The organism is Parvibaculum sp. (genome assembly GCF_039680535.1).
Taxonomy (GTDB): Bacteria; Pseudomonadota; Alphaproteobacteria; order Parvibaculales; family Parvibaculaceae; genus Parvibaculum.
Genome location: NZ_JBDKSS010000005.1, coordinates 95,619 through 117,420, shown reverse-complemented (window position 1 = coordinate 117,420; position 21,802 = coordinate 95,619). Strand labels below are relative to the sequence as shown.

Annotated in this window: 18 protein-coding genes; 10 read left to right on the top strand and 8 right to left on the bottom strand. The window is 62.2% G+C overall.

Annotated features, from left to right (window positions below):
* Window positions 1-407: 407 nt before the first annotated feature.
* The gene (locus tag ABFC66_RS01675; RefSeq protein ID WP_346739219.1) at window positions 408-2,663 is read left to right on the top strand and encodes a penicillin-binding protein 1A; all 2,256 of its coding nucleotides are present in this window, start codon (window positions 408-410) and stop codon (window positions 2,661-2,663) included.
* A gap of 80 nt (window positions 2,664-2,743) precedes the next feature.
* Complete coding sequence (locus ABFC66_RS01670; RefSeq protein WP_346739218.1) at window positions 2,744-3,385, top strand: HAD-IA family hydrolase; 642 nt, start codon at window positions 2,744-2,746, stop codon at window positions 3,383-3,385.
* An 18-nt stretch (window positions 3,386-3,403) separates the two neighbouring features.
* On the opposite strand, the gene ABFC66_RS01665 is transcribed toward ABFC66_RS01670, so the two are convergent.
* On the bottom strand, window positions 3,404-4,420 hold the full coding sequence (locus tag ABFC66_RS01665) for a sulfotransferase family 2 domain-containing protein (RefSeq protein ID WP_346739217.1): 1,017 nt from the start codon (window positions 4,418-4,420) through the stop codon (window positions 3,404-3,406).
* Between ABFC66_RS01665 and ABFC66_RS01660 the strand changes: the two genes are divergently transcribed.
* Window positions 4,419-5,666, top strand: a complete 1,248-nt coding sequence (locus tag ABFC66_RS01660; RefSeq protein ID WP_346739216.1) for a cytochrome P450 — start codon at window positions 4,419-4,421, stop codon at window positions 5,664-5,666. The genes ABFC66_RS01665 and ABFC66_RS01660 overlap by 2 nt on opposite strands.
* Window positions 5,667-5,731: 65 nt before the next feature.
* On the opposite strand, the gene ABFC66_RS01655 is transcribed toward ABFC66_RS01660, so the two are convergent.
* Both ABFC66_RS01655 and ABFC66_RS01650 read right to left on the bottom strand, forming a co-directional pair.
* Window positions 5,732-6,184 carry a TerB family tellurite resistance protein gene (locus tag ABFC66_RS01655; RefSeq protein WP_346739215.1) on the bottom strand — a complete coding sequence of 151 codons (453 nt, stop codon included), beginning with the start codon at window positions 6,182-6,184 and terminating at the stop codon, window positions 5,732-5,734.
* Between the two features lie 159 nt (window positions 6,185-6,343).
* Complete coding sequence (locus ABFC66_RS01650; protein ID WP_346739214.1) at window positions 6,344-8,698, bottom strand: MMPL family transporter; 2,355 nt, start codon at window positions 8,696-8,698, stop codon at window positions 6,344-6,346.
* A gap of 497 nt (window positions 8,699-9,195) precedes the next feature.
* Here ABFC66_RS01650 and ABFC66_RS01645 point away from each other — a divergent pair, with 497 nt between their 5' ends.
* Complete coding sequence (locus tag ABFC66_RS01645) at window positions 9,196-10,329, top strand: ferritin-like domain-containing protein (protein ID WP_346739213.1); 1,134 nt, start codon at window positions 9,196-9,198, stop codon at window positions 10,327-10,329.
* A gap of 106 nt (window positions 10,330-10,435) precedes the next feature.
* Here ABFC66_RS01645 and ABFC66_RS01640 read toward each other — a convergent pair whose 3' ends face one another.
* Window positions 10,436-11,713 (bottom strand): cytochrome P450, encoded by a 1,278-nt coding sequence (locus ABFC66_RS01640; protein ID WP_346739212.1) that lies wholly within the window; start codon window positions 11,711-11,713, stop codon window positions 10,436-10,438.
* Window positions 11,714-11,939: 226 nt separating this feature from the next.
* Here ABFC66_RS01640 and ABFC66_RS01635 point away from each other — a divergent pair, with 226 nt between their 5' ends.
* From ABFC66_RS01635 to ABFC66_RS01620, 4 genes are all read left to right on the top strand, one after another.
* A complete protein-coding gene (locus tag ABFC66_RS01635; protein ID WP_346739211.1) occupies window positions 11,940-13,061 on the top strand; it encodes a ferritin-like domain-containing protein in 1,122 nt (373 codons plus the stop codon).
* A 92-nt stretch (window positions 13,062-13,153) separates the two neighbouring features.
* Window positions 13,154-14,077 (top strand): aminoglycoside phosphotransferase family protein, encoded by a 924-nt coding sequence (locus tag ABFC66_RS01630; protein ID WP_346739210.1) that lies wholly within the window; start codon window positions 13,154-13,156, stop codon window positions 14,075-14,077.
* A 39-nt stretch (window positions 14,078-14,116) separates the two neighbouring features.
* Window positions 14,117-14,593, top strand: coding sequence for an MmcB family DNA repair protein (locus ABFC66_RS01625; protein WP_346739209.1), 477 nt, complete (start codon window positions 14,117-14,119; stop codon window positions 14,591-14,593).
* A gap of 88 nt (window positions 14,594-14,681) precedes the next feature.
* A complete protein-coding gene (locus ABFC66_RS01620) occupies window positions 14,682-14,813 on the top strand; it encodes a hypothetical protein (RefSeq protein WP_346739208.1) in 132 nt (43 codons plus the stop codon).
* 9 nt (window positions 14,814-14,822) lie between these two features.
* On the opposite strand, the gene ABFC66_RS01615 is transcribed toward ABFC66_RS01620, so the two are convergent.
* The 4 genes from ABFC66_RS01615 to ABFC66_RS01600 form a co-directional block, all read right to left on the bottom strand.
* Window positions 14,823-15,392 carry an ActR/PrrA/RegA family redox response regulator transcription factor gene (locus tag ABFC66_RS01615; RefSeq protein WP_346739605.1) on the bottom strand — a complete coding sequence of 190 codons (570 nt, stop codon included), beginning with the start codon at window positions 15,390-15,392 and terminating at the stop codon, window positions 14,823-14,825.
* 149 nt (window positions 15,393-15,541) lie between these two features.
* A complete protein-coding gene (locus ABFC66_RS01610) occupies window positions 15,542-16,930 on the bottom strand; it encodes an ActS/PrrB/RegB family redox-sensitive histidine kinase (protein ID WP_346739207.1) in 1,389 nt (462 codons plus the stop codon).
* A gap of 92 nt (window positions 16,931-17,022) precedes the next feature.
* On the bottom strand, window positions 17,023-18,123 hold the full coding sequence (locus ABFC66_RS01605) for an MBL fold metallo-hydrolase (RefSeq protein WP_346739206.1): 1,101 nt from the start codon (window positions 18,121-18,123) through the stop codon (window positions 17,023-17,025).
* Between the two features lie 69 nt (window positions 18,124-18,192).
* Complete coding sequence (locus ABFC66_RS01600) at window positions 18,193-18,804, bottom strand: ankyrin repeat domain-containing protein (protein ID WP_346739205.1); 612 nt, start codon at window positions 18,802-18,804, stop codon at window positions 18,193-18,195.
* Between the two features lie 197 nt (window positions 18,805-19,001).
* On the opposite strand from ABFC66_RS01600, the gene ABFC66_RS01595 reads away from it, so the two are divergent.
* Window positions 19,002-19,649 carry an SCO family protein gene (locus ABFC66_RS01595; RefSeq protein ID WP_346739204.1) on the top strand — a complete coding sequence of 216 codons (648 nt, stop codon included), beginning with the start codon at window positions 19,002-19,004 and terminating at the stop codon, window positions 19,647-19,649.
* 366 nt (window positions 19,650-20,015) lie between these two features.
* Window positions 20,016-21,722 (top strand): 2-isopropylmalate synthase, encoded by a 1,707-nt coding sequence (gene leuA, locus ABFC66_RS01590; protein WP_346739604.1) that lies wholly within the window; start codon window positions 20,016-20,018, stop codon window positions 21,720-21,722.
* The last annotated feature ends 80 nt before the right edge of the window (window positions 21,723-21,802 follow it).

Genomic DNA, 21,802 nt, shown 5'->3' with positions numbered 1-21,802 from the left:
TCGCCCCACGCGCTCCATGCCCTCGAACGGATGTTTGAAAAATGACTGTGCGCGGATCGCATCCGCACACGGGGTTAACGGCGCGGTGCCGTAAATCCGTCGCTTTTCCGAGCGACGGATTTCGTTATGAAGGGGGCGGGAATGACGGCATATCCTGCCCTATCCCGCAGTCCTGAAGGCCTTGCCCTATTTTGACCCTGATTGGGTCCTATGAAGCCCCGCCCCGCGGCCCCCGTTTGGCGCCGCGGCGAACGGCTGCTAATTTGAAATCGCAAATCAACGGTGGTTTCCGGGGGCGGTTTCCGGCGGCCAGACCGGCCAGTGAACTGATCCGCAAGGCACAGATGTCATCGCGAAAAGGCAGAGGCGGCCCGCCCGACGATCGGGACGATGATGACGGCAGTTGGATGACGCGCCGTGTGCCCGGGCTCGGCTCGGTTCGTATCGGCGTCGATGCCAATCTGCGCCGGGCGCCGCATGGCGGTCCTGGAAGAAGCTCCGGCCCGACAAGGAAATCCGCCGGACCGAAGCCGGCTCAGAACAAGCCCCCGAAGAAGAAGTCGGCGGTCAAAGGCATGGTCCTGCGCGCCGATCCGCATATGCGTTCGGTGCCGGGGCTGTCCTCGCATCGCGATGAGGCGCCGCCGCCCCGCCGGAGCCGCGCGCCGCGCGCCGAAAAGCGGCAGCGCTCGTCTGGCGGCAGTATCATCGGCAGCCTTTTCTACTGGACGCTCGTTCTCGGTCTCTGGGTCGCCATCGGCATTGGCGGCCTGCTCTTCTATTTCGCCATGACCTTGCCCGACACATCGGGCCTTTACGATGTCGCGCATACGCCTTCGCTATCGATCCTCGCGGCGGATGGCGAGACCCTCAGTCATCGCGGCGATCTGCTGGGCGGGCGCGTCGCGTTGTCGGACCTGCCGAGCTATCTGCCGGAAGCCGTCATCGCGACGGAGGATGAGCGCTTCTATTGGCATTTCGGCATCGATCCGATCGGCCTTGCCCGCGCTTTTTACCAGAACTATCGCGCCGGCACCGTGGTCCAGGGCGGATCGACCATTACGCAGCAGCTGGCGAAGAACGTCTTTCTGAAGCCGGACCGCACCATCCAGCGCAAGATCAAGGAGATGCTGCTCGCGATCTGGCTTGAGGCCCGCTACTCGAAAGAACAGATCCTCACGCTCTACCTCAATCGCGTCTATTTCGGCGGCGGCGCCTATGGCGTCGAAGGCGCGTCGGAACGCTACTTCAAGAAGAGCGCCCGCGAGCTCACGCTGTCGGAAGCCGCCATGCTGGCGGGGCTTCTGAAGGCGCCCTCGCATTATTCGCCGACCAATGACATCGCCCTGGCGCGGAGCCGCGCCGGCATCGTCCTCGATAACATGGTGCGCGTCGGCTACATCACGCCCGCGCAGGCGGCTGCCGCCAATGCCCATCCCGCATCGCTGGAAGGCTATTCCGCCTCGGGCTCGATCAACTATTTCGTCGACTGGGTGGCCGATGTGCTGCCCGGATTTGCGGGAGAGTCCAACACCGATCTCGTCGTGCGCACGACCATCGATCCGAACATGCAGCGTGCGGCCGAGGAGGTGGTCGAGAAGGTCATGGCGGCGGAGGGCTCGAAAGTCCGCGCCTCGCAGGTCGCGCTGGTGGCGATGACGCCGGACGGCGCCGTGCGCGCAATGGTCGGCGGGCGCTCCTACGCGCAAAGCCAGTTCAATCGCGCGGTGCAGGCGCGGCGTCAGCCCGGCTCGGCCTTCAAGCCCTTCATCTATCTCACGGCGATGGAGCGCGGCCTGACGCCGGAGACGATCCGCGTCGACCGCCCGGTGAACTATGGCGGCTGGTCGCCGTCCAACTATTCGGGCCGCTTCGACGGCGAAATGACGCTGCGCCGGGCCTTGGCGGAATCGGTCAACACGGTTGCGGTGCAGGTTGCGCAGGAAGTCGGCGTCCAGAATGTCATCAGCACCGCGCATCGCCTCGGCATTCAAGAGACGCTGCCCGCCAATCTTTCGCTCGCCCTCGGCACCTGCGACGTCAATCTCCTCGAACTGACGGCGGCCTATGCCGCCTTCGCCAATGGAGGCAATGGCGTCATTCCGCATGGCATCGATGAGGTGCTGACCCGCGACGGCGACCAGCTCTATCGCCGCTCGGGCACCGGCCTCGGCAATGTGATGAGCGAGCTGGCCTTGTCCGAAATGAACAACATGATGAAGGCCGTTCTGCAGGAGGGCACGGGCCGCAAGGCGGCGCTCGACGACCGGCCCGCCGCGGGCAAGACGGGCACAAGTCAGGACTACCGCGATGCGTGGTTCATCGGCTTCACGCATGATCTGGTTGTCGGCGTCTGGATCGGCAACGACAATCGCGCACCGATGAAGAAGGTGACCGGCGGCGGCCTGCCCGGAGAGATCTGGCACGACTTCATGGTCCGTACACAGAGCGGCCTGCCCGTCGTCGATCTGCCCGGAACCTACACGCCGCAACTGGCGGGTTCGGACGCGGCCCGGGAGCCGCTGCCCGCGACGACGAATGAGGGCGATGCCGACCCCAACCGGAAGCGCGACTGGGAGGAGCCGGGCTTCTTCGAGCGCCTCTTTGGCGCTTCGCGCAGCAGCGCGCCCTCGGCGCTTGCGCCCGGCCATCCCGGCGATTGAACGATCCTTGCCTGGCTATTCCGCTTTTTGCGCCCCCGGTGTAGGGTCGCGCCAACCGAAATTTGATCTGCAGGAACATCATGATCGAAGCTGTCATCTGGGACTTCGGCGGCGTTCTGACGTCGAGCCCCTTCGAGGCCTTCAGCCGTTACGAAGCCGAGCGCGGCCTTCCGAAGGACTTCATTCGCGGCATCAACGCCACCAATCCCGACACCAATGCCTGGGCGCTGTTCGAGCGCAACGAATGCACGCTCGACGAATTCGACGAGCTTTTCGCCAGGGAGGCTGAAGCGAAAGGTGCTCTGGTGCGGGGGCGCGACGTGGTCGAGCTTCTTTCCGGCGACATCCGCCCGGAGATGGTCGAGGCGCTGAAGCGCTGCAAGGAGCGGGCTCGCGTGGGCTGCATCACCAACAATGTGGCCGCCGGTTCCGGCGCGGGGATGGCGCGCTCGACGGAAAAGGCGGCGCTCGTCGCCGAGGTCATGTCGCTGTTCGACCATGTGATCGAAAGTTCCAAGGTCGGCATCCGGAAGCCCGATCCGCGCATCTATGGCATGGCCTGCGAGGCGCTGGGCGTTTCTCCCGCCGGTTCGGTCTATCTCGACGATCTCGGCATCAATCTGAAGCCGGCCGCGCAGCTCGGCATGCGCACCATCAAGGTGGTGAACGCCGAACAGGCGCTGCGTGAACTCGAAGAGGCGGTCGGCTTTCCGCTGCGCTAGGCTGCATGCCGCGCGTCTTCATTCATAGCCATAGGCTTCGAAATCCATCGCATAAAGCGAGCGGATCTTCGACGCCTGTGCGCGGCTGATGGTGAGATCGTCGCGCGTCTCATTGCTGCTTTGATTGAAGGTCATTTTGCGTTCCACCAATGCGACAAGTAGTGGAAGCCCCGCATTGGAAAAGATCTCCTTCAGATCCGCCGAAAAATTTTCGAAGCGCCCGATCTTGTCGTAGGCGATTTTCCCGCTGCCCAGTGAGATGAATTGCGGCCGCCAATGTTCGTCGCAATGCAGTTCCGCTCTTTCGAGATTGAGTCCGACATAGTGGAGAAAGACATCAAAGTTATAATTGATGTCGCCGCCTGGTTTGAAGCCGAGCGCAAGCATGTTGTCCCAGTGACGCAAGGCCTGAGGATTCCTCCGATCGTCGACGAAGAAGTCGCAGAAGGCCGATTTCAGGCGGCTGAACGGATGCCGGACAAAGGAGAATTTTACGGCCTCGGAATTGGCGATTGCGGCCCGGTGGAGGCGAAAATGCCGGAGTCCGAGCGGGAGTGCATCGGACTGATGGATATTGCCGGGGAAAGGCGCGCCGAAGATGTAGGTATGCAGCATCTGGCTGATCGTCGTGCAACCGCACTTGGCATTCTTAAGATAGAAGATGCGGCCATCGGGCGTCGTCACGCCATGCGCATAGGCAATGGCAATCTCGGGTGCGAGATTATTGATTTCATGCCTGTCGCGGTAGCTTCTCGAAAAGGGAGAGAGCACCGCCGATCGAAGCTTCTTCTTCTGAAGAACAGTGCACGGAATAATCATAAGGAGTATAAACCCTGTTTTATACAATGGTTTAAATCCGGCGGACCAGGCATTCGATACACGGGCGAGGCATCCGGATTCCGGCGTTTTCCTGTGGAAGAATCCGTTGGGAAAGGGAAATCGGATTTGGCTCGAGGCGCGGAGCGTTGTTGAGATGATCCCGGATTCAGGCATATCCTTCCTGATAAAATAAAGACGAATGGGGGAGGAAAACATGCTGAGGCCCAAGGCCGAGAGGCTCGAGCTTGACGGAAGGCCGGATATGAAGGACCCGGATCTCTATCTGCGCGGCGATCATCACGAGATTTTCCGGTCGTTACGGGCGCAGGAGCCGGTCTACTGGAACCCGGAAGCCGACAGTACAGGCTTCTGGGCGATCACGCGCTACGACGACATTGAAGCGATTTCGAAGAACCCGAAGCTCTTTTCCTCCGCCAAGCGGATGGGCGGGCATCGCATCTTCAATGAGAACGAGATCGAGGAGAACCAGACTGACGCGACCATGATCTCCATGGACCCGCCGGAGCACGCGGCCTATCGCCGGATGATCACGCCGGGCTTCGTGCCGAAGCGCATCTCGAACATGGAGGAGCGCATTCGCGCCCGCGTGACGCGGTTGCTCGACAATCTGCCGAAGACGGGCGAGGCCGAATTCGTCTCCGCCGTCGCCGCCGCCCTGCCGATCGAGGTTCTGGCGGAACTCTTCGGCGTGCCGGAAAGCGACGGGCCGAAGCTCTTCGAATGGTCGAATGCGACCGTCGGCGAAGACGATCCGGAGCTTCGGGTGTCCGACGAATATATGCGCAAATGCGTGGGCGAGATGGCGGGTTATGCCGCGGGCCTGTGGCAGCAGCGTCTGGAAAAGCCGGGCGAAGACCTGATCTCGATGCTCGTCCATTCCAAGATCGACGGGGAGCCCCTCACCTTCCCGGCCTATATAGGCACCTTCATTCTGCTTGTCGTTGCGGGAAATGAGACGACGCGCAATTCGATCTCGGGCGGCCTTCTTGCGCTTTCCGAGCATCCGGAGGAGCGGCAGAAGCTTCTCGACGATCCGTCGCTCATCCCGTCTGCGGTTCAGGAAATCGTGCGCTGGGTGAGCCCCGTCCTCCATATGCGCCGCACGGCGACGGACGACACTGAAATTCGTGGGCAGAAGATCGCCAGGGGCGACAAGGTCGTTATGTGGTACGCATCCGCCAATCGCGACGAGGCGCAATGGGCGGACCCCTATCGCTTCGACGTGACGCGCTACAGGTCGGCCGACGCGCCGACGCAGCTCGGCTTCGGTGCGGGGCAGCATTTCTGCCTCGGCTCGCGCCTTGCCGAATTGCAGCTGACGATCCTTTTCGAGGAACTGCTGAAGCGGTACCCGGACATTCATGTCTCGGGGCCGGTGCGCCGCCTGCGCTCGAATTTCATCTCCGGCATCAAGGAAATGCCGGTGCGCTATAGCGTCTGACCGGACATGACAAAGGCCGCGCCCGTATGCCGGGCGCGGCCTTCATGCATGAAACCGGCTGAAGCTTAGCCCTTGGCCGTCACTTCGGCGCGGGCGCTTTCGCTGTCGGCCTTGGTGAGGCCGATTTCGACCGCGAGGCGCTCGATCATCACGCCTTCGAGGCGGTGCAGCTGGCCGTCGGCGTTCGCCACTTGCCACATCATGCGCAGCACGTCCTTGCGCTCTTCCGGCGTGAACGAGTCGCGAACCGTGCGGGTGAAGATCGTCTCGCCAAAGGGAACCTTCTGGCGCTGTTCCGCAAGGTCAACCAGGGCCTTCGCGTCGTCCGCAGAGAGATCGAAGTGCTCGCCGACGATACGCGTGATTGCTGCGCGCTCGTCTTCGGCGAAATCATTGTCGCGACGGGCGGCTTCGATCATCAGCGCGGCGGCAGCCAGACGTTTGACTTCAGCGCCAGCGGCCGGTGCCGCATTCTTGGCCACGCCCTTTTTCAGGGCTTCAATAATCCTCTCCAGCATTCTTTTCTCAGCTCCAATCGTGAAGCGGCCCCCTCGGGACGGCCCCCCTGTTGTTCTTGGCCCGCAGTCTAAAGCGCGATAGGGAAAAGTGTAAGCGCTTTTGCGACAGAGGTTCCGGGGCGGGCCCGGCGACCCGCCCCGGGGTGGCTCTGATCCCGCCTAATGCGCCATCAGGCTCTTGCGGTGCCTGACCGGAGCGCGCCGCGGGAAAATCATGTCGAGAACGACCGCGAGCGCAGGCAGCACGGTGATCGCCATGATCATGTTGACCAGGAACATGAAGGTCAGCAGCAGGCCCATATCGGCCTGGAACTTGAGCGCCGAGAAGGCCCAGGTCGAGACGCCGATGGCCAGCGTGATGGCGGTAAAGAAGGTCGCCATGCCGGTTTCCATAAGCGCCAGCTGGAAGCATTCGGTGATGTTCCGGCCTTCCGCCAGATGGAACTGGATGCGGTTGTAGATATAGAAGGCGTAGTCGACGCCGATGCCGACGGCCAGCACCATGACCGGCAGGGTCGCGACCGTGAGGCCGATCTGCAGCACCTCCATGAACCAGTAGCCGAAGAAGGTGGCGAAGGTCAGCGGCAGACAACAGGCGATGACGGCCCGCCAGTCGCGATAGGTCAGCGTGACGAGCGCGATGATGACGACATAGACCCAGAGCATCATCGGCAGTTCAGACTGCGAGATTTCCTCGTTCACAGCCGCCTGCACGCCCATGTTGCCCGAAGCGAGCCGGATATTGATGCCCTTCATCGCGTGAGTGGAGCGGAACTCCTTGACCGCCGCGACCACCGTCGCAATCGTCGTCGCCTTCGCGTCCTTGAGATAGATGAGCTGCGGGAGAATCGTACACTCCTGATTCATCATCGCACTTTGTCCGGGAACGGAAGCGACGGCCTGGGCCAGCGCATCCTTGTTGCGCGGAATGGCCTGCCATTTGAGATTGCCCTCGTTCCAGCCGGCCGCCGATGACTTGACCGCAAAAGGCAGCGATACGACAAGGCTCACGCCGGGCGTGTTCTCCATGTACCAGGAGAACTGGTCGAGGAAATTGAGCGCGGCGTAATCGACACAGGCGTCGGGCTGCGTCTCGACCACCACCGTGAGCTGATTGAGCCCGAGCGAGAATTTCGACGCGATGTCGCGCGAGTCAACATTGTAGCGCGAGTCCTCCCGGAGCTCCGGCGCACCTGCGTGAAGCGCGCCGACATGCCGGTTGCGGCTCTCCCAGGCGGCATAGCCGAAGAGCACGAACGAAACGACGAGGACAACGACCGCGTTGCGCGGCTCCGCCACCTTGCCCAGATGGCGCATGATCTTCAGGCGGAATTCGCGCGAGCGTGTGACGCGCGCCGTGAAGCCCTTGTCGAAGGTCATGTAGCTCACGACGAGCGGCAGCATGATGAGGTTGGTGACGATCTTGAGCGCGACACCGATCGAAGCCGTGATGGCAAGCTCGCGGATCATGCCCACGGGGATCAGATAAAGCGTGGCGAAGCCCACCAGCGCCGTAGTGAGCGCCATGGTTCCGGGCACCAGAAGGCCGGAAAAGCTCGCCCTCGCCGCCTCTTCGCTCGTTGCGCCGTTGCTGAGTTCCGCCGTGATGAGGTTGATCTGCTGCACGCCATGGCTGACGCCGATGGCGAAGACGAGGAAGGGAACGAGGATCGCCAGCGGATCGAGGCCATAGCCGAGCAGGTTCAGCAGCGCGAATTGCCAGACGACCGACGTGAGCGAGGAAAAGAGCGTGGCGAAGGTGAGCAGCACCGAGCGCGAATAGAGATAGACCGACAGCGCGGTGAGCAGGAAGGCGATCAGGAAGAAGACGAGAACGCCATTGGCGCCCGCGGCGATATCGCCCACCGACTTCGCGAAGCCGATGATACGGACCGTATACCGATCGTTCTCGTATTTCTGACGGAGCTGCTTTTCGAGCTTGTCGGCCAGATCGAAGTAGTCGAGCTTCTGGCCGGTCGAGGGGTCGTAATCCTGAAGTTCCGCCGAGACCATTGCAGCGGTGAAATCGTTCGAGACGAGCCGGCCGACAAAGCCGCCGCGAATGACGTTGCTTTCGATCTTGGTCAATGCCTTCGGCGTCATCGTGTCGGCGGTGACCTTGCCGGAGATCACGTCCTCGGCGCTGATGCCGTCTTCGGTGATTTCCCGGTAGCGCGTATTGGGCGTCCAGAGCGAGGTGACGGTCGGACGCGACACGCCGGGCAGGAAGAAGATTTCATCGGTGAGGTTCTTGTAGACCTTGAAGAAGTCCTTATTCCAGATCGTGCCCTGTTTCGGCTCCAGAACCACGATGATGCGGTTCGAGCCGAAGAGCTGGTCGCGATATTGCTGGAAGGTCTGGATGTATTCGTGCCCGATCGGCAATTGCTTGTCGAAGCCCGCCGTCATTCGAAGCTGAAAGGCGAAATAGAGGCCGATCACGGTGATGATGGCGAGCGTTGCCAGAATGACGACGCGAAGGCTGAAGACCAGATTCTCGAGAAACTTGATCATGGGAGCATACCTGTCTCTATCCTGCCTTCCTTGAGCGGATGACAGGTCCGGTTACGAAGCCAAAATCAACGCGCATCCGGTGCGGCCCTCGCGCCCTCAAGGGCGCGTGAAGCCGACCGGCGCAATCATCCGGTTCGCGTCGGGGATTGCCGACAGGCATGGGCGCCAGCGTTTGCCGCAGCGCTCTTATTGTAATCCGGCAGGACTACCCCTCCCTCTGCGCCATCCCGTTTCTGGTCATCACGTGGCCCCCACCGCGTTCCGACCGGGATGGTCTCTCCCTCTGCATTATCGATAGCACGGGCTGTGCAAATTGAACAATTTACAATTGTGAAACTAAGGAATCCTTCACAAACCTGACGCCCCCGTCATTTTCTCTTGACCTGAAAATGAGACTGCTTATCTTTGGCATCAAGATCGCGCGGTCCGCAGAATGCCGCGCGCGCCCTTAAATGTGTCCGGCGGCCCTGCCGACCGGCGCTCGAATGGAGGATTTCATGAGCGAAGTGCGCCAGATCACTAAAGACAATGCCTACGACGCCGTCGCTCCCGACGATTTCCCGTCGATGATGGATGTGGACCGTTACGGCGCCCGTTCGACCGCGTTCGACAAGATCATCTCCGCGACCCACGACCATTTCTGGGATCCGCTGGACACGAAGTACATCGACTTCTCGGAAGGCTTCGACATCGAGAACGAGATGATCCTCCCCGAGGAACTGGTTCTCGAACTGACGCTCCCGAGCTTCCAGGCTCTGACGCAGAAGCAGCGTGTGCGCTTCGCCAATGAATCGGCCCGCTGGATTCTCTCTGCTATTCTTCATGGCGAACAGGGCGCGCTGAACCTCTCGGCCTCGCTCTGCCACATTCTCCGCGATCCGGGCGCGCAGGAATATGCCGCGAACCAGACCCGCGAAGAGGCCCGCCACGTCACCGCTTTCGCGAAGTACGTGCAGGCGCGCTGGGGCAAGCCCCTGCCCGTCGGCCAGACGCTCGGCGACCTCCTCACCGACATCGTCGGCGCGCCGGAAGTCTACAAGAAGATCGTCGGCATGCAGATGCTGGTCGAAGGCCTCGCCATGGGCGCCTTCGCGATGCTCTACTCGACCGCGCGCGATCCGCTTCTCGTGAAGCTGACGCAGCTTGTCATGACGGACGAAGCCTTTCACCACAAGTTCGGCAAGATCTGGGCTGACCGCACCATTCCGAAGCTCAGCAAGGAAGAGCAGGAGATCATCGAGGACTGGGCGGCGTCCTGCTTCCAGACGCTCCTCTTCAACCTCGTGAACCCCGAGCAGAAGAAGATTCTCTACGGCGAGTTCGGTCTCGAGTGGCAGCAGGTCCAGAACGAGATGATCGAAGCGATCTCGGACGAGAAGCGCCGCGAGGACATGAAGCAGTCGACCAACATCTTCCGCGTCCTCATCAAGACGCTGCTGAAGGCCGGCATCATCACCGAGCGCACCAAGGCCTTCTATGCGGTCTATGTCGACATGGACGAGCTGAAGGGCGAAGGCGACCGCATGGTCGGCGACGATATCGCCGAGGACGGCATCCGCTTCCTCCAGAAGATCAACTTCGGCGCCAATTTGGACGCGCTGCGTAACGTCACGATCTCCGCCGCCGAATAATCCGGCAGGCATGAATAAGAAAGGGCGGCTCCGCGGAGCCGCCCTTTTTGTTTGCCTGCGATGTCGACAAACGCCGGGGACGTTTCCGCCCCGGCGCTAAATGTCGTTACTGCCGCTTCGGAAGCTGAACCATCAGCTCTTCATAGCCCTTCACGAAGCTCGAATGTACGCGGCGGGGTTCGGCAAGAACCTCGATCGGCTGGTTCGGCCAACGCTTCAGGATTTCTTCCCAGATGATGCGGAGCTGCATCTCGGCGAGGCGGTTGCCGACGCAGCGATGAATGCCGAAGCCGAAGGAAATATGCTGACGCGCCCGCGGACGGTCGATGACCAGCTGGTTCGGATTCTCGATCACCTCGTCGTCGCGGTTGCCCGAGACGTACCACATGGCGACCTTGTCGCCCTTGCGAATCTTCTGGCCGCTGAGCTCGAAATCCTGCAGCGCGGTGCGGCGCATATAGGCGAGCGGCGTCTGCCAGCGGATGATTTCCGACACCATGTTCGGAACGATGTCTGGACCCGTCGCGAGCAGCTTCTTGTACTGGTCGGGGAACAGGTTGAGGCCGTAGAGGCCGCCCGAGATCGAGTTGCGCGTCGTGTCGTTGCCGCCGACGATCAGCAGGATCAGGTTTCCAAGATATTCCATCTTGTCCATGTTCCGGGTCGCCTCGCCATGCGCCAGCATGGAGATCAGGTCATTGCCCGGCTCGCGCGCGTTGACGCGTTCGTTCCAGAGACCCATGAAATATTCGGCGCATTCCAGAAGCTCGGCGCGGCGCTGTTCTTCCGACTCGATGACGCCGGATTCGACCGTCGCGGTCGCCACGTCCGACCAGCGCGTCAGCTTGCGGCGCTCCTCGAAGGGGAAGTCGAACAGAGTAGCCAGCATCTGCGTCGTCAGCTCGATCGAAACGCGATCGACCCAGTTGAAAGGCTCGTTCTCGGGCAGCGAGTCGAGAATCTTGCCGGCGCGTTCGCGGATGAGGCCTTCGAGCTTGGCAAGGTTCGCCGGCGCAACGATGGGGCTCACCGTCTTGCGCTGGTCGTCATGCTTCGGCGGATCCATCGCGATGAACATAGGCAGCTTGAAGTCTTCTTCCGCGTCGCGCAGCGTGATGCCGCCCTCCGACGAGAAGACCTGGTGGTTCGTGTCCACCGAAACGATGTCGTTGTACTTGGTCACCGACCAGTAGGCGCCGACTTCCTCATTGTGCGGACAATAGTGAACCGGGTCTTCCTTGCGGAGACGCTCGAAGTACGGCCACATCTTGTTCGAACGGAACAGTTCGGGTTTGGCGACGTCGAATTCCGAAAGCGGAACCGAATAGGCCTCTTCAACAGCCTCTGCCGAGCTGAGGCCGGACGTCTTGACGGCAATTCCCATGTATCTCTCCTCCGCATTTTTGTGTTGTTGAAACGAGCATAACCCTTGGGAAGGCGGACGCCAGAAAAAAAGATGACATATGCGTCATTTTCATATTTCGAGGGGCCGCGTAAAGTTGACGCATCCGTCATTTTCCCTATAGCAAAATCCGGCGACTAATCCCTACTCTAAATGTGACTTAAGGCGGCGCCTTGGCGGACCGCCCAGCCATCAGGGAGAAAAAGGCATGACCGAAGCCCGTCAGATCACGAAGGACAACGCCTACGAAGCTGTTTCGCCCGACGATTTCGAGGCGATGATGAATGTCGAGCGCTACAACCGCCGTTCGGGCGCCTTCGACAAGATCATTTCGGCGACCCACGACCATTTCTGGGACCCGGTCGACCCCCGCTACATCGACTTCACCGAGCCCTTCGATCAGGAAAACGAGATGATGATCTCGCCGGATCTGGTGCCGGAACTGACGCTGCCCTGTTTCGCGGCCCTCTCCGAGAAGGAGAAGATCCGCTTCACCAATGAGACGGCGCGCTGGATGATGTCGGCGATCCTTCATGGCGAGCAGGGCGCGCTGAACCTGTCGGCTTCGCTCTGCCACATCCTTCTCGATCCGGGTGCGCAGGAATATGCCGCGAACCAGGCCCGCGAAGAGGCGCGCCACGTGACCGCTTTTGCCGCCTATGTGAAGTCGCGCTGGGGCAAGCCGCTCCCGGTTGGCGAGACGCTCGGCAGCCTCCTTTCCGAGATGGTCAACGCCAAGGAGGTCTACAAAAAGATCGTCGGCATGCAGCTTCTCGTCGAAGGTCTGGCGATGGGCACCTTCGCAACCTTCTTCAACACGGCGCGCGATCCGCTTCTGGTGAAGCTCTGCCAGCTCGCCATGACGGACGAAGCCTTCCACCACAAGTTCGGAAAGATCTGGGCCGACCGCACGATTCCGAAACTGACCCAGGACGAGCGCGACATCATCGAGGACTGGGCTGCCAACGTCTTCCAGACCTTGCTCTTCAACCTCGTCAATCCCGAGCAGAAGAAGGTCATCTATGCGGACTTCGGCCTCGACTGGCGGATCGTTCAGGCAGAAATGCTTGAAGCCGTCACCGACGCGGATCGCCGCGAAGGCATGAAGGATGCGGCGAACGTCTTCCGCGTGCTGGTGAAGACGCTCCTCAAGGCGGGCATCATCACGGACCGCACCAAGGCCTTCTATGCGATCTATGTCGACATGGATGAGCTGAAGAACGAAGACGACCGCATGGTCGGCGACGATATCGCAGAGCAGGGCATCGCCTTCCTCAAGACCGTCAACTTCGGTGCGAAGAAGACTGCGCAGACAGTCGCTGCCGAATAAGAACGCGGAGACGCCAAGGCAAGGCGAGGGCGGTCCTTCGGGGCCGCCCTTTTTTGTCTCACGCGGATGGAGGGGCTGCTACAGTCGCGCCCATGTTCGACCAGTCCACGGGCGATGCCTTTCAGGCAAAGATCGCCGAAAAACTCGAAAACCTGCCATCGCCGCCATGGCGCCTCATGAGTGAAGGCCTGTGGGGGAGCGTCTACGATCTCGGCGACGGCACGGTGCTGAAGCTGGCGCGGCGGCATGGCGGGCTCGGGACGGGCGAGAGCAAGATCATCCGCGAAGCCGCGGCCTTGCGTCTGCTCGATGGTTTCTCGGGGCCGAGGCTTCGCGTGCCGAAGCTCGTGGGCAGCGGACTCTGGGACGATCCCTGGGGTTTCGGCAGTTCCTATTCCGGCCCGCCGCTCGCAGGCTGGCTCCGATGCGAGACGATGCCGGGCAGGCACATGGAGGAGGCGGGTTTCTTTGGGCGCGCCTCCGGCGAGCGTGAGCGGTTCGGCGAGGACCTCGGCGCGGCGATTGCGGATTTTCATCGCCTGACGGCTCCGTTGGTGCCGGAGGCCGCGAAGCTCGGCGATAGCCTGATGCGCAGTCTCGGCGAGGCCATGTCGCGGATCAGCTCCGCGGAGCAGCGCCGCAGGCTGGAGGCGCTGAAGGAGGCATGGCACCGCGAAGCGCCCGAGCCGGTCTTTCTTCATGGCGATCTCAATCTCTCCAATGTGCTCGAAGATCGCCGAAGTGGAATCTCCTTCCTCGATTTCGCGGAAGCGGGGATCGGTGCGCCGGAGGCCGATCTCAGGCACTTCGAGAATGCAGGACCGTTGCGCGACGCGGTGTTCCGTGGCTATGCCGCAGCGTCCGGCGCCGCTCCAAATCTTTCGCGCTATCGGCTCGGCGTCGCGGTCAACGCGGCCATATCGCTGGCGATTGGTGGCGAGAGCGGGCATCCCCGCGAGGGTCTTCGCCGCCGCCAGTGGCTCGACGAAGCGCTGACGCAGGCCGGGATAGATTGACGCCTTGAAGACTCCGCCGCGCGGGGCGTAGCTTGGGCCATGGCCAATCTCAGCGATGAAACCGAAGACTCGTTCCGTCTCTTCGACGGACGGCAATCGGCAACGGCCGCAGCGGTGCAACGCGGCTGCGGGCGGCTGCTCGCGCAGATGAACTATGCCGCCTTGACCGAACTCACGCTGGCGACCGGACGCCGCGCCGACATCATCGCGCTGGGCCCCAAGGGCGAGATCATCATCATCGAAATCAAGTCGAGCCTGACCGACTATCTGACGGATGGAAAGTGGGAGGAGTATCTCGAATTCTGCGACCGCTTTTTCTTCGCCGTGCCGCCGGATTTTCCCCGCGAGGTCATCCCGCTCGATGTGGGCCTTATCATCGCCGACAAATACGATGCGGAAATCCTGCGTGAAGGCGAACACGACGTGTCGCTGCCCGCCGCGCGGCGCAAGGCGCTGACGCTGCAATATGCCCGCGTCGCCGCAAGGCGCGTGTTCCGGATTCTGGATTCGGAGTGATGCGTCGGCGTTGTTGACGCGAGCAGGGTTGTTCCTGCACTCTTCTCCCGCGTCGAGTCTCGTTTTCACCGCTTAAGAGGAGGAGAAAATGGCAGGCAAGAAAGCAGGTTCCGGTGGTGCAAAGACCGTGAACAAGAGCGCCAAGACGGGCAAGTTCGTGTCCGACAGGGCGATGAAATCCAACCCCGCCCAGAACTACAAGCAGACCGTCAAGAAATAGGCGGCGTCCTTACTTCGGCGCGCGCTTGGCGAGAATGCGCTGCAGCGTGCGGCGATGCATGTTGAGGCGGCGCGCGGTTTCCGAAACGTTGCGGTCGCAGAGTTCGTAGACACGCTGAATGTGCTCCCAGCGCACGCGATCCGCTGACATCGGATTTTCGGGCGGCGGCGCCTTGTCGCCGGTCTTGGCGAGCAGCGCGGCCTCGATGGCGTCGGCATCCGACGGCTTGGCGAGATAGTCCACCGCGCCGAGCTTCACGGCGGCCACCGCCGTCGCGATATTGCCGTAGCCGGTCAGCACGACGATGCGCGCTTCGGGACGTGCTTCCTGCATGGCGGCAACGACGTCGAGGCCGTTGCCATCTTCGAGGCGCAGGTCGACAACGGCGAAGCCCGGCTTCTTCGCGCGGGCCTGCTCGCGGCCTTCCTTGATCGTGTTTGCGGTCGTGACTTCATAGCCGCGCGCTTCCATGGCGCGGGCGAGGCGTGTCAGAAACGGCACGTCGTCATCGACGAGAAGGAGTGTCTTGTCTTCGGGAATGAAAGGCGTCGCGCCTTGATCCTCGATTTTCTCCGCCATGTGCTGCACGCTCTCTTCCTTCCATGCCGAAATGGCAGACGCTCGCCTGCCTGTCTCGATTGACCGGATTTTAGGCCTTCCTGCGGCAATAGGCCAACTCAGGGAAAATCCCTATGTCAGCCTTGGATTCCGGCCGTTTCGGGCCCTGTTCAGGCCGGCAGCGGAAAGGCCGAATCCGCCTCGATGGTGTGGCGCGGCCATACCACCTTGACCAGCGCGCCCTGTTTGCCGTCTGTGCGATTGGATATCTCGACCTTGGCGCGTGAGCGTTCAAGTAGCGTCTTTGCGATGAAGAAGCCGAGGCCCATGCCTTCATGCTCGTTGCCGGGCTCGTGCGACCGCGCGGCGCGGGGGCGCGTCGTGACATAGGGCTCGCCGATCTTTTCGATGACATCGGGAGCGAAGCCCGGTCCGTCGTCCATGATCGAGATCGCAATGTTGTGCCTGTCATAGATCACCGTGACCGCGACTTCGGCATGCGCAAAGTCGGCGGCGTTCTCGATGAAATTGCCGAGACCGTAGAGGATCTCCGGCCGGCGCCAGATTTCGGGCTCGGGCACATCCGGCTCGCCTGCCTCGACGGAAATCCGGAACGCCACATCCATGTCGCGATGCGGTTTGACGATCTCGTCGAGCAGCACATGGAGCGGCAGGCGCGAATACAGCGCATCCTCGCCCTTCGGCTCGCGCGAAAGCTTCGACAGGATGTCCTTGCAGCGTTCCGCCTGACTGTGAAGGAGTTCGAGATCTTCCTTCATCTCCTCAGGGCTCAATCCGCCGCGCTGCAGCTCCTTGGCGACGAGCGAGATCGTGCCGAGGGGCGTGCCAAGTTCGTGCGCGGCGGCCGCCGCAAGACCGTCGAGCGCGGAAAGGCGCTGCGCGCGCGCCAGCACGAATTGCGTCGCCGACAGCGCCGCCGACATGCGCCGCGATTCCTGCGATATCCGCCACGCATAGGCCGCCATGAAGCCGAGTCCGAGCGAAATCGCCGTCCAGTGCCCGACGATATAGAGCGAGGGCAGGGCGATCGGTTCGCCCGGCCGCCAGGGCAGAGGCATATGGACGAAGGAGAGCACCGTGACATAGGCGAGAGAAAGCGACAGCAGCGCGATCGTGCTGCGCAGCGAAAGCGTCGTCGCCGAGATCGTCACCGGCGCCATGAAGAGAAGCGCGAATGGATTCTGCAATCCGCCCGTGAGGAAGAGCAGCACCGCAAGTTCCATCAGGTCGATGGCGAAATAGACCGCCGCCTGCCAGTCGGGCAGGCGCACCGTCGTGCGGTAGCGATGGGTGAGAAAGACATTGAGCCAGGCGGAGGCGGCAATCGCCGTCAGGCAAAGCCCGAGCGGAAGCGGGAACCCCAGGCCGAAATGGACAATGAGGATGGCCGCGAGCTGACCGCCAAGCGCCAGCCACCTGAGCAGCACCAGCGTCTGAAGCCGCACGCGGCCCGCCTCGGAGGTAACGTCCGCGCTACCGCTGGCGAGGAAACGCCGCCTCAGCCAGTCCATGCTTCCGCGGTCTTCGACAATAGCCATGATGATTTCCCGTCTCGTTCGGCCGGGAGTTTAGCGCGCCGCGCGCGCCGCCTCATCTACGCAAAGTTACGCAGTGCGCGGCGACGCGGCGTTCACTCGTTCGAGGGCCAGCCCTTCAGCCGGCGCGTCTCACCGATGGACATGATCCAGACATCGTTTGGCGCGAAGCCCTTTTCCGCGCCCGCCTTGAGGAAGCGCACCGGCGGCTCGAAAGGCGGCTCGACGGTGAGAAGCACGGTGCCCCAATGCATGCCGACGACGCGCCGCGCCTTGAGGTCGAGGCCCATCTGCACCGCCTCTTCGGGGTTCGCGTGCGAGGCCTTCATCATGGCGCGAGGTTCGTAAGCGCCGATGCCGAGAAGGGCTGTGTCGAAGGGGCCGTATTGCTCGCCAATTTCCTTGAAGACCGACGCGTAGCCCGAGTCGCCGCCGAAGAAGAGCTTGTGATCGTCGCTTTCAAGCGCGAAGCCTGCCCAGAGCGTCCTGTTGGTGTCGAGCCCCGTGCGGCGCGACCAGTGTACGACGGGAAGCGCCGTCACCTTCACGCCCTTGATCCTGTGGCTCTCATGCCAGTCGAGTTCGACGACGTTGGGAAAGCCGCGCTCATGGAAGAAGGGCGCGAGCTTCAGCGGCACGACCACCGTCATATGCGACTTGTTCGGCAGCCGCGCCAGCGCGCGCTCGTCGAGATGGTCGTAATGATTGTGGCTGACGATGAGCAGGTCGATGCGCGGCAGCGCCGACATGGGCACGCCGCATTTGACGAAGCGGCGGGGGCCGAGGCCCGCCGGGCCCGCATAGGTGGTGAGATAGGGATCGGTGAGCACGTTGAGCCCGCCGATGCGGATGAGAAAGGCGGCATGGCCGAGCCAGGTGAGGAAATCGCCCGGTGCGTCGACATGCTCGCCGAGGGCGCGCACCGCCGTTTCACGGGGCAGCACATGGCCTTCGGGAACCTCGACCTTCCGCACGCCCATCTTCAGCATTTCGAGAAAGAAGGGGCCGGCATGTTTCAGCCGGCCGAGGCTGCGCTTCGGTGCGCCCTTTGGGTTCCGAAAGGTGCCGTCGGGCAGATGATGAAAGGGGCGTGGCGTAGCCTCGCTTTCCGTCGGCGCGCCTTCCTTGGGCGCGCGTCGGCGGCGGACCTTGGCGGCGATCCGTGCGGCACGGGGCGATTTGGTGGAAATGTCCATCTTGGCCAAAAGATAGGGTGGCCGGTGGTATTCGCAAAGGCCCCACCGGAAAAGATGGAAAATTGAAGCCTAGCCGCCGGCCTGCCGCAGGATGTTGACGATGTCGTCGTAGTGGCGTTCCTGCGCCATATCGAGCGGTGTCCGGCCCGTCACATCCGTATCTTCGAGCTCGGCGCCATGGTCCACGAGCACTTTCACGACAGTGGTCCGATGGGCGCGAACAGCGATCATCAGCGGCGTGTCCTTGTTTTCGGCGGTCAGGTTGGGGTTTGCGCCCTTGTCGAGCAGGGCGGCGGCGATGTCGGCGCGGCCGGACTGGGCGCTGACGGAAAGGGCGGTGCGACCCTCGCCGTCCTTGTTGTCGGGATGCGCGCCCTGCGAGAGCAGGTAGTTCACGACATCGAGATTGCCCTTGTCCGCGCCGATCACGATGGCCGGGACATTGCCGGAGCCGGTGTCGTCGGGCGAGAGCCCGTGCATGATCGCCAGATGGATACCGTTGAGGTCTCCATCCCGGGCCGCATCGATGAGATCGTTATTGGCGAGCTGCATGTTCATGCCGGGCGGGTCTTCCGCGCGAAGCTGCGTAGCTGCCAGCAGCCCGGGGACGAGTAGGGTGGCCGCGAGCATGAGCCCGGCCGGTCGGAAAAGGCGGGTCCTGGGTGTCATTTCGTCGCGCATCGCTTCGTCCTCGGATTTCCTAAGGTGCTGGAGTGTGCTTAAACCCCTCCAGGGTGCGAAACCCGTCGCGCCTTGCCGGGCCTGGCCTGCCGGATGGCGGCCTCTTTCTTCTATAGGCTCGCTCGGCATCCGAGTTCAAGCTGCCGAACCACGGCGGTGCGCCGGTAAAACAGGAAGCTTCAAGGGAGATCGCCCGCATGACACGTCAGCGCCTCATCATCCTCCTCGCGGCTCTTGCCGTGGCCGTCATTGTCGGCCTGTCGCTTGCGTCCAGGGTCGATCGGGTGGTCGAGAATACCGGGCCCGACGGGGAAGCCGGCGCCAATGTCCAGTCGGTCGGAAAGCCGCGCGTCGGCGGTCCCTTCACCCTTGTCGATCAGACCGGCAAGACGGTCACCGACAAGGACTTCCAGGGCAAATACATGCTGATCTATTTCGGCTTCACCTTCTGCCCCGACGTCTGTCCGACCGAGCTTCAGGTCATATCCGGCGCGCTGGAGCAATTGGGTGACAAGGCCGCGAAGGTGCAGCCGATCTTCATCAGCGTCGATCCCGACCGCGACACGCCTCAGGTTCTGGCCAAATATGTGAAGCAGTTCGATCCGCGCCTCGTCGGCCTCACCGGTTCGGCGGAACAGATCGCCGCCGTGGCCAAGGCCTATCGGGTCTACTACGAGAAGGTGAAGGACGAACCCGCCGGGGGCGCCAAGTCCGACGATGGCGACTATTCGGTCGACCATTCCTCGGTCGCCTATCTGATGGGGCCGAACGGCGAATTCCTGACCTTTTTCCCGCCCGGCGTCAGCCCGGAAGATATGGCAAAGAAGATCGGCTCCTATCTCTGAGCGTCCGGCCGGCCCCGCGCCATCGGGCCTCACCGGCTTGACGGAAGGGGGAGGGGGTCCTATTTTGCCCCCATGGACAGGAAACGGCCCGCCAGCTCCGCGCTTCTTCGCGCGCTCCTTCTGGAGCGTGGGCTGCTCTGCGCCTAAGCGCAGAACATAGAACGACCTCACCCACAGTTTCCGATCTTCCGTCCGACGCGCCAGCGAACAGACCCGCTTGGCGCTAAGCCAGTGGCCCGACATGAACAGCATTTTTGCCTTGCGACTTATCTCCGGCTGCCGGACCTTGCGCCCGTGGCAGTCCGGCAGTCCCGTGTTTCTTGAGCACGTCTCCGCCACGCATTTCGTCAATTCCAGGAGACAAGGATCATGTTGAAGAACCCTGCCGAAAAATATCGCCCCTTTCCGCCGATCAACCTGCCGGATCGCCGCTGGCCGAATAACGTCATTTCGAAGCCGCCGATCTGGATGAGCACCGACCTGCGCGATGGCAATCAGGCGCTGTTCGAACCCATGAACGCCGATCGCAAGATGCGCATGTTCGAAATGCTGGTCCGCATCGGCTTCAAGCACATCGAAGCGGGTTTCCCCGCCGCCTCCGAAACCGATTTCGGTTTCATCCGCCAGTTGATCGAGGAGAACAAGGCGGGCGACGACGTCCATATCGAGGTGCTGACCCAGGCGCGGCCCGAGCTCATCACGCGCACCATGGAGTCGCTGAGGGGCGCGAAGAACGCCATTCTGCACTTCTATAACGCCACCGCGCCGAACTTCCGCGAGATCGTCTTCAATCAGGGCAAGCAGGGCGTGAAGGCGATTGCGACCGAAAGCGCGCGCCAGATCAGGGAACTGGCCGAGAAGCAGCCGGAAACGAACTGGACCTTCCAATACAGCCCCGAGGTCTTCTCCGGCACCGAACTCGATTTTGCCAAGGAAGTCGTCGATGCGGTGACGGAAGTCTGGGACGCGAACCCGGAACGCAAGGTCATCATCAATCTGCCGGCGACGGTGGAGATGGCGACGCCCAACGTCTATGCCGACCAGATCGAATGGATGCATCGCAACCTGAAGCGCCGCGACGGCATCATCATTTCGCTCCATCCGCATAATGACCGCGGCACGGCGGTCGCCGCCGCCGAGCTCGGCGTCATGGCGGGCGCGGACCGCGTCGAAGGCTGTCTCTTCGGCCATGGCGAGCGCACGGGCAATGTCGATCTCGTCACGCTGGCCCTGAACCTCTACAGCCAGGGCGTCGATCCGGGGCTCGACTTCTCGCAGATCAACGAGGTTGCGCGCACCGTCGAATATTGCACGCAGCTCCCCATCCATCCGCGCCACCCTTACGTGGGCGATCTCGTCTTCACGGCCTTTTCGGGCTCGCATCAGGACGCGATCAAGAAGGGACTCGCGGCGCGCAAGGAAGGCGAAATCTGGGAAGTGCCCTATCTGCCGATCGACCCGGCGGATGTCGGCCGCACCTATGAATCGATCATTCGCGTGAACAGCCAGTCCGGCAAGGGCGGCATTTCCTACCTGCTGGAGGCCGAGTATGGCCTCGCCCTGCCGCGCCGCTTGCAGGTCGAGTTCTCGGCCGCCGTCCAGAAGGTTACGGACGACACTGGCAAGGAAGTCAGCGCCGCCGATATTTACGGCATTTTCGAGCGTGAATATCTGACGCTGACCCAGCCGCTCGAATATCTGAGCCACACGCTCTTCGACGAACACGGCAAGCAGGGCGTGAAGCTCCGTATCCGCCGCTTCGGCGTCGAGGAAACGCTGACCGGCCTCGGCAACGGGCCGATCGACGCGCTGATGCATGCGCTCAACGTGCCGGTGCTGGTGCGCAATTACGACGAGCATTCGCTCGGCCACGGCGCGGACGCCAAGGCGGTCGCCTATGTCGAGGTCGCCGAGGACGGCGTGCCCGGCGATATCTTCGGCGTCGGCATCGACCCGAACATCATCACGGCATCGTTCAAGGCGGTGATCGGCGGCGCGAACCGGGTGGCGAAGCGCTATTCGGCCACCGAGCAGAAGGCGCGCTTCGGCGGCGCCTATGCCCCGGCGAAATAAGGCGATTGCAGGGGAGGCCGGTCGCGGCCTCCCCGATGCCTTCTAAAAAACCATTGTTTTTCAATGACTTGAGTGTTGTG